Here is an 8,168-nt window from a genome sequence, read left to right as displayed (position 1 = left end):
CGATATACTCATTCGCTGCGTCACTTTTTACCGCACAATGTTGGTCCTTATTTTCAATACACTTGTAACAGGCGATGCAGCCCCGGAGTTCCTTTTCCGACAGTTGCACCAATTCGGTTTCCATACCTTGTTTTGCGAGTTCGTTGAAAACATGTTGGATAAGGATAGATGTATTGCCGTCCTTTCGAGGGCTCCCGTTAAACGCAACAACCTTCATTTTATTCTCCTCCTTTCTGATCTCTTTGCTAAATTCCCATCAACCCCGCCCTTAATGAATAATATTATTTGCGCAAATATCTCCCTCAACAAACCGCCTTTTCAATCCTCTATCCTGAAGAGCAGCGAGGGGATAGGCTTTATGAAGGAGGCAGGCAGTTATTTCCTCAGGTAGGGCTCGGCTGAAGGCAAACCAGGGTTGAATTCCCCACCGCACTTGACCTCATTTACTTAGTTACTTATGCCTGATCCCTTTCCTTATTTCTTGAAAATTGCCTTCGGGATCATGGCATGAATTCCTTTATTGCCGTCGACGATTTGGGTGACCCGTAAATCAACCGCCAGACTGCATAGGGCATAGGAGTCATCCAAGGTTAATCCTTTTGTTTTGGATATGAATTGAATTGCATCCCGCAAGGCAATCTTGACGGCCTCATCCAGGTCCTCATGGAACCCCATGGTGATCCAATGGTTGGGCGTCTCCGCCATGGGTCTCTCAATTTTCATATCTTTGCGCACGAAAAATTGCAGTACGGCTTCCATCATAGCGGTCTCAATGGCGGTAACATTTACCTCCCCATCTCCTTGAACGGCATGAGCATCCCCGGCAGAAAAAAGAGCGCCGGGCACAACGACCGGTAGAAAAAGAGTCGTTCCCGGGACGAGTTCTTTATTGTCCATGTTCCCACCGAAATAATCCGGAATGGAGGAAGGCCTTTTTTCTCCCGCTCGGGGTGCGACCCCCATCACCCCGAAGAAAGGTTTCAGGGGGATGACCACTCCGGGAGCGAAAGTGGTCTCCATTTTTTCCAAGTCCAATTTCAATGTCTTGATTTGTCCGTCTGGAAAATCTTCCGGGAGCCCGCCCCTATCAAATCTCCCCGGCCAGTGATAATTCACCCCGCAGTCGGCAAGCACCAATTTTTGGATACGTACTTCCAGTGCGTCTCCCGGCTCGGCCCCTTTAACGAAAATCGGGCCGGTTAGGGTATGTGGCCCAATATGACGATCAGTATAGGCCTGGCGGGTGGCAATTAATTCTTCAAGGGTCATCCCGCAACGAAGTTGGCCATCCATCAGCATCAACGAGCTCATAACCACGGTGTCCCCAGATTCGATGGCGAGAACGGGGGGGAGGGTCGCGTCAAAAAAGCCTGTGTGCACGGTTTGCGGGGATGCCATCAGTTTGTGGGTCTTTCTGCCTTGGTCCATTGCCGTTCCTCCCCATTGATTGAACAAAGCCTTAATCTATTAAAATCCTATGTTACGAAATGGTTTCAGAAAATGCCCTTTTTTCCAAAATTTTTTCTAACAATCATGGTTAGAAAGTTTTAAAAAGCCTTCTCAAACAGGGAACGGAAATCTTCAACCGTTGTGTATCGAGGATTCCAACGATTATAATCGGATTCAAATGCAAGGCGTGCCATCTCTGGTAGCCTATCTGCCGTAACACCAATTTCTCTCAACTTCATCGGTATATCCCAATCTCTATTCATTTGTTTAATCGCTTCAATGGCCTTTCTTCCTGCTTCTAAACCTGTTAGACCTTGGATCTTTTCTCCCATCGCTAAGGCTACTCTGGCAAATTTTTCTGGGTTAGCCACCAGATTAAATTCTGCCACATAGGGAAGGCAGACTGCGTTCGAGAGGCCGTGAGGTACATGGAAAAAGGCACCAACAAGTCTTGCCATACAATGGATATTTCCAAGGCCAGTATTGCTGAAACCCATGCCAGCAAGCGTAGCCGCACAGAGCATATGAAATCCCGCTTCAAGATGGCTTCTGTTTGACACAAAGGATCTAACGTTTTGAGCTATTAATTCGATGGCATGCAGATTCACCGCATCAGTGATTGGATTGGCATTTAAGGAGACATAGGATTCGAGGGCATGAACGAAGGCATCCATCGCAGCATGGGCGGCAGCCTTCTCTGGCAATGACGTAAGGGCCACTGGATCTAAGATGGCAATTTGGGCACGATTCAATGCGGCACTTCTTATTGGCATTTTGGTAGCTCGTTCGGTATCGGTAATTACGCAAACATACGAAACCTCTGAGCCAGTACCTGCCGTTGTCGGTATGGCAATGAGTGGCAAGGGGGGATTTTTGAACTTGTCATTGCCCTCGTAATCTTGAATCCGTCCTCCATTGGTGGCGAGGATACCCGCAGCTTTCGCTGCATCCATGGTGCTTCCGCCGCCAAGGGCTAATAAAATAGAAGGTCGCGTGGTTCGACAAATCTCATAGGCCTTCTCTACGGTTTTGGTACTCGGATCGGGCTCGATTTCGGTGAAGACGTCGAAGGTTACATGATTATCTTTGAGGATGTTTTCTACGAATTGATAAATTTCGCCAGAAACCACACCCGGATCACACATCAAAAACAAGTGTTTCACCTTCTGTTCAGCGATAATCTCTTTTAGCTTTTTATGGGCATTGATACCCATATAGATCTTTGTTGGACATAGGTAGGTCAAAACGTTCATCATGTTCATCGGTTTCCTCCATTACATTTCTTTAAAAAAACTCAGCATACCCAAAGTACAAAATGCGCATACATCCCCCGCATTGCCAATGCTCCAGGGGCAAAGTTTGGCAGCTTCACGATACCATAAACCATGCTAAAACTCATGCTTAGTACCCCATAAATGGCCCCTAATAAGATTCCGCTTATAAGTGCCCGAATTACAAGCTCTAAAACCATTCGTATTCCTTTTTAACCCCCTTTTTACGTAACCATTTGGCTGAATTCCAAACCGTATAAGGGGGAATGACTGAGGGCGCATTCTTGGCAAAGTACCTATCCAAAATTTTATTTCTTTATAAACCTCCAAGGGTTGCCAAGCCTCTAAAGAGGCATATCCGCTGGTAACCCGAGGCTCTTTTGATCTCGAGGTCAACGGGAAAGTTGCTTCATGATATATAAAAAGTTTTACGAAATCAAGAAAATTTATAGATAGGCTCGGGATCTGGAACCCTTCCCTTTTCGTTCATCTCCGTAATCTCAACAATGCCTCTGGCCAGGGTTTCTTCCAATCGGTTTTCCCGCATCTGGTGGCATAAATGGAAAAAGGGTCCTATATTAAATTCCGGGACGAAAAAAATCCCCGCATAAATTTCTTTGTAAACGGATTTCAATGCTGTGCGTTATTATGAATAGGAGATAATATTATTCCTGGATAGTGAAGGTAAGCGTGGAGTTAACCCTGAATTCGAAAGATACGCTGAGCCGATTTTTGGCTGATGTTGAACGACGGGCGTTCAAGATGGCCAAATTCGCTTCCCGCAACACCGATGAAGCTCTGGATCTGGTGCAGGAGACCATGTTTGAATTTGTGCGACGTTACTCGGCTCGCCCGGAAGGAGAATGGAAAGTCCTTTTTTATCGTATCCTGCAGAGCCGTATGACTGACTGGCACCGCCGAACTACCGTACGCAAGCGATTTCTGGCCTGGCTGGGTCGAGGGGATGGGGAAGAAGACCAGGAGGATCCCCTTCAGAACTTTGCGGACCCGGCAAGCCCAAACCCTTACGATCAGGCTGTACGCCGGGAGGATAGGAAGGCTTTAGAGAAGGCGGTTCGGACGCTGCTAAACTGCAAGGAAAAATACGGCTACCCGTTATAAATCTTCAAAGAATCAGAAATTTCATTTTCCTATGTTAACGTCTTACCAAAAGATCAAACCAGTAATGTATTTCTTGGTCAGTAATCTTTAGTGGTTCTATTTTATTAAAGACTCGAGACGTTTCTGTTGGGTTGGAGGGATGTCAACGAACCTTATCCCAAATTCAAATTTGAATCCACTTTCCGCGCCAATCGTATTATACCAAAATATTTGGGCCTTTAATGTCAAAGGGATCCCTTCCGAGGATGGTGGGAATTCAAGAATGAGAGGAGTTTCCCCTTCCGGGCTACTACTTATGACGAGATGATGGTATCCAATACGGACAGTATTGGTTTGCAGACGGGCACCTTTACTGGAGATATTAACGAGGCGTCCGGTAGCTTTTGCAGTAAGGGGGGTCTTGGTTACCTCATCAAAGACATAGAATTCTACGTTGATGGCTATTGGATAACGAGCTTGCCGGCGACGTTCAAGCGCAAAATATTTTCGCCAGCTCAAGATTAACCAACCAATCTTCTGAAAACCTCTTTTCATTATCATCTCGATAAGGCTAAAGGCCAAATTCATGTGAGCCAGATGGTTAAAGGTTAGGTTGTTAGGTTAATTAGGGCCTGGCAGAAATCTTACCTAAATTTTTCTGAGATTTACTCCAGTCGAGGAAGAAAGTCAAGGCAAATTTAAAGGGCTAAATTAACGGGGATTTTCAGAGCTCCCATTGAAGGAAAACAGGGGAAGGGAGACGGGGGATCCTCTGTACCCCGATGAGCCTTTAAAATGCCTGACGCTCTTCGCCAAATGGTTGAAAATGTCCCCTTGCCGCCTGCCCGGGTATCTGAAATATTAAAAAAAATGAGATATGAAAGAGAGGAACCGCCGTGGCAAAAGAACCGACGCCCAGACAGATGCCGGTCGACAGTTGGAAAAAGAGACTACGGCAACCGAACAGCACTCTCCTTCCCAGCCGCTGGCCACCGATTACCTGCAAGCATTAGAACTGTCTCGTCGGTTGGCCGCAGAACTAAATGCCTACCTGCTTCCTGCGCTGCCGATCCTGACCTCCTGGGGGCACATCCGCTTTCGAGGCACCATTACCTTCAGTGCCATGACAGCCAGGCGTTTGCTCGAGGACATTGCGGAAAGCCTATATTCGGGTGGATACCGAACGGCGGTCATTGTGAACATTCACGGCGGTAATTGGATACTTAAACCGACGATGATTGAAATAAACCGCAGGCACGAAGCCTTCAGGATCATCTCAACGGGAGACATACTTTCTTACAGAGGACAGGTTCCGGTGGAACAGCTCCACGCCTGTGAGTCGGAAGCATCCTTCATCCAGGCGTTTTACCCGGAATGCTTCAAGGCCGATCGGGTCGTGGACTTTTCCCCCAAATGCCCGGCCTCCGCCTTTGACTTTGTGGGAATCGGCGGCGTGAGCCCCCACGGCGTATGGGGGTATCCTTCGAGAGCAACCGCCGCAAAAGGATACACAGACCTGGAGAGAAAAGTCTCAGAAGCCGCCGCCTACATCCGGCGTGTCCTTTTGGATATCAATGCCTCCAAAAGCCGTTAGCAAGTGTAAGGGTGTCAGGCCAGAAAGGCCGCCGATAAAGAATGCTCTTAACTAATCCCGGTGTCTCCGGCGGCTGCCCATGGGGCAAGAGGAGACACAGAGCCCGCAGGGATGTTCCCGACGGTATTCGCTGCATTTGAACACGTCAAAACGAACCTCTCGCCCTTCGTCAGCCCGAAACTCCACGCCGGTAAAGGCCTTCACCGGACAGGTATCCACGCAAACATGGCATTTGCCGCAAGCCCTATCGAAGGGTGTTCCAGCATCGAGGGGGGCGTCTGTCAGCACCGAGACCAAGCGCACCCGGGGCCCGAAGCGATCAGTCAGCAGCAGGCAACTCTTGCCAATCCAGCCCACCCCTGCCAGATGGGCAGCCAGCTTGTGGGAAAAAATTCCCTCCAGCTTATCAAAGTTGTAAGGCGCAGACGCCGGAACCGGGAATGCCTTAAAGCCCTTTTCGATCAGCCACCGCGCGACATCATAAGCCAAGAAGTCCAGCGCCCTGCTAACTACTTCATATACATGATGCCAGTAAAGGCTATGCCGGCGCGGCTCATCAGGAGTATGTTGTTCGACAATACCGTCACATAATTGCATCCCTATAGATATAGCCCGGGGGAACTGGGCAACAAAGGGATCACTCCCGGATGCGATGAAATCACGGGCCGGCACCAAGCCGGCAATTCCAAAAAGATCAGCCCCCCGCTGCCGGGAAAACATTCCCAATTCGTGAGTTAGCGTGGTCTTTGCCGGTTTCAATTCATTAACCCCCTTTTTCATATTTCATCCTTTTTCTTTCAATAACGGTATAAATAAATTGGCATAGGAAATGTAAGAAATGAGGTCGAATCTTTACAGGCTGTTGATAAAGTACCTATCTAAAATTTTATTTTCTGAAAAAGCTCAAAGGATTCCGGATTCTTACAATTCCTTAACATTGCCCAGAATGGTTACCAAGAGCGCGGATACCGGGTTGCTTGACATCTAAGTTAACCAGTGATAGCTTCCTCATATTGAAACCAAAAAAATGGAGGGAATTGCCATGGAATATTTTCAAGAACTCGGGAATATGACCTTGGACCAAATTGCTCCGGGGATTCGCCGTTTTATTTTCACCTTGAATCAGGTCATGAGCATTTATTTCGAAATCGATCCGGGGGTGGTGGTAGGACAACACTCCCATCCGCATGAACAAATGGGAATATTGATTAAAGGCAAAATGAAATGGCGCATCCAGGGAAAAGAAACGATCCTAAAAGCCCCCGCCCTTTACCGGATTCCCTCCCAAGAACCCCATGAGGCGCAGATATTGGGAGAAGAGCCCGCTATTGTTCTGGATATTTTTTCCCCGATCCGAGAAGACTTTCTAAAAAAGGATGCGCCTGAATACCTAATCCAAAAGACCTGATTGGCCAGTGCTAAAGACTTGAGCCTTTGGCCTTGGGCCTTATTTAATTCCGGATTCCGCAATCCGCAATTTAGATGTACCCATACGCCTCCCAGCCGCCGTCAATATTCACGACCGACCCGGTCATAAAGCCGGATTCATCACTCGCCAGGTAGACGGCCAAACCCAATATTTCATCCACTTCCCCGATCCGGCCCATGGGCGTGCGCTTTTCGATGCCCCCGATGGGCAGCATTCCGTTGTCAATGACTTCCTGAACCAATTCGGTCCGGAAATAACCGGGAGCAATGGCATTAACCCGGATGTTCTTCTTCGCCCACTCAATGGCCAGAACTTTGGTGAGCATGTTGCAAGCCGCTTTACCGGCACAATAAGCCGCCCTTCCCGGTGCAGCCACGATGCCGTAGACCGACGTAATGTTGATGATACAACCCCCACCTTGGGGGATCATTTTGCGGGCGGCACACTGGCATCCGTAAAACACTCCCGAGAGGTCCGTGTCTAAGGCTCGCTGCCAATCCTGGGGAGAAAGTTCCTCTGAAGGATGGGCCATGGAAATTCCGGCGTTGTTGACCATGATATCCAGCCGGCCAAATTGCTCTACGGATTTGTCAACCATGGTTGAAACGCTTTCGAACCGGGTCACATCCACTTCCCAAGCCAGGGCTTTTCCGCCTTCCTGATTGATTTGACTGGCGATGGGGGTGAGCAGATCCATGGCCCTGCTGGCCAGGACCACAGCCGCTCCTTCCTGGGCATACCGGACAGCAATCCCTTTGCCAATCCCTTTGCTGGCCCCGGTAATGATCGCAACTTTTCCTTTGAGTTTCATACCCTCCGTCCTTTTTGAAGATTGGAAAATATTTTTTTCTCAAGAGAGAACGTACAGAAAACGTAAAAATTACCATTTAAGCTTATGGAATAAGGGAAATGGCCGAAAACCATTATTACCAAATGACTCCATGACTGAATGACCCAGTTACTCAATGAACCATTGATTCACTGGCCTAACTTCTTCCCTCTCCGGGAAAGATTTTATCCCATTTTCCCAGAAGAGATGTATCTTTTCAAGAAATTTTTTCAATGGGAATCTTTTGGCGCTTTTTCCCCATCCAAGGGATCAAAGGAGAAACGAGGAGAGAAAAAGCGATAATCAACGGTCTGAACCGTCTCTTATCTTTCCATCTCTAAAAGATTGAACTGGCCGGATTTCATGGGGGCTGTTGTGAATTTGGGGTTAGCCTTTTGTCTTTTGAGTTTAAATCCTTGCTATTGGATTCAACTTCTTCATCCACCCTGCCGGAAGCAAAATCCTGACAGAATAACAAGTAGGGGTGGTCATCCT

Annotated in this window: 9 protein-coding genes; 3 read left to right on the top strand and 6 right to left on the bottom strand. The window is 47.9% G+C overall.

The window, feature by feature from the left end:
• The 3 genes from Q7V48_13165 to Q7V48_13155 all read right to left on the bottom strand — a co-directional run.
• Positions 1–217 (bottom strand): flavodoxin family protein (locus Q7V48_13165; protein MDO9211680.1); only part of this gene is annotated, 217 nt, incomplete at its 3' end.
• 257 nt (positions 218–474) lie between these two features.
• Positions 475–1,428, bottom strand: coding sequence for an acetamidase/formamidase family protein (locus Q7V48_13160; GenBank protein ID MDO9211679.1), 954 nt, complete (start codon positions 1,426–1,428; stop codon positions 475–477).
• Positions 1,429–1,547: 119 nt separating this feature from the next.
• The gene (locus Q7V48_13155) at positions 1,548–2,711 is read right to left on the bottom strand and encodes an iron-containing alcohol dehydrogenase (GenBank protein ID MDO9211678.1); all 1,164 of its coding nucleotides are present in this window, start codon (positions 2,709–2,711) and stop codon (positions 1,548–1,550) included.
• Positions 2,712–3,410: 699 nt separating this feature from the next.
• Between Q7V48_13155 and Q7V48_13150 the strand changes: the two genes are divergently transcribed.
• Entirely contained in the window at positions 3,411–3,842 is a 432-nt protein-coding gene (locus tag Q7V48_13150) for a sigma factor (protein MDO9211677.1), read from the top strand.
• Positions 3,843–3,938: 96 nt separating this feature from the next.
• Here Q7V48_13150 and Q7V48_13145 read toward each other — a convergent pair whose 3' ends face one another.
• A complete protein-coding gene (locus Q7V48_13145; GenBank protein ID MDO9211676.1) occupies positions 3,939–4,376 on the bottom strand; it encodes a PilZ domain-containing protein in 438 nt (145 codons plus the stop codon).
• Positions 4,377–4,698: 322 nt separating this feature from the next.
• Here Q7V48_13145 and Q7V48_13140 point away from each other — a divergent pair, with 322 nt between their 5' ends.
• Positions 4,699–5,415, top strand: coding sequence for a creatininase family protein (locus tag Q7V48_13140; protein MDO9211675.1), 717 nt, complete (start codon positions 4,699–4,701; stop codon positions 5,413–5,415).
• Positions 5,416–5,466: 51 nt separating this feature from the next.
• Here Q7V48_13140 and Q7V48_13135 read toward each other — a convergent pair whose 3' ends face one another.
• The gene (locus Q7V48_13135) at positions 5,467–6,195 is read right to left on the bottom strand and encodes a 4Fe-4S dicluster domain-containing protein (GenBank protein MDO9211674.1); all 729 of its coding nucleotides are present in this window, start codon (positions 6,193–6,195) and stop codon (positions 5,467–5,469) included.
• Positions 6,196–6,457: 262 nt separating this feature from the next.
• On the opposite strand from Q7V48_13135, the gene Q7V48_13130 reads away from it, so the two are divergent.
• The gene (locus Q7V48_13130; protein ID MDO9211673.1) at positions 6,458–6,823 is read left to right on the top strand and encodes a cupin domain-containing protein; all 366 of its coding nucleotides are present in this window, start codon (positions 6,458–6,460) and stop codon (positions 6,821–6,823) included.
• A 70-nt stretch (positions 6,824–6,893) separates the two neighbouring features.
• On the opposite strand, the gene Q7V48_13125 is transcribed toward Q7V48_13130, so the two are convergent.
• Complete coding sequence (locus Q7V48_13125; protein MDO9211672.1) at positions 6,894–7,655, bottom strand: glucose 1-dehydrogenase; 762 nt, start codon at positions 7,653–7,655, stop codon at positions 6,894–6,896.
• Positions 7,656–8,168 lie beyond the last annotated feature (513 nt).

It is taken from the genome of Deltaproteobacteria bacterium, from assembly GCA_030654105.1.
Lineage (GTDB): Bacteria > Desulfobacterota > SM23-61 > SM23-61 > SM23-61 > JAHJQK01.
Note: the sequence above shows the minus strand (reverse complement) of the source record. Positions and strands in the feature narration are given on the sequence as shown.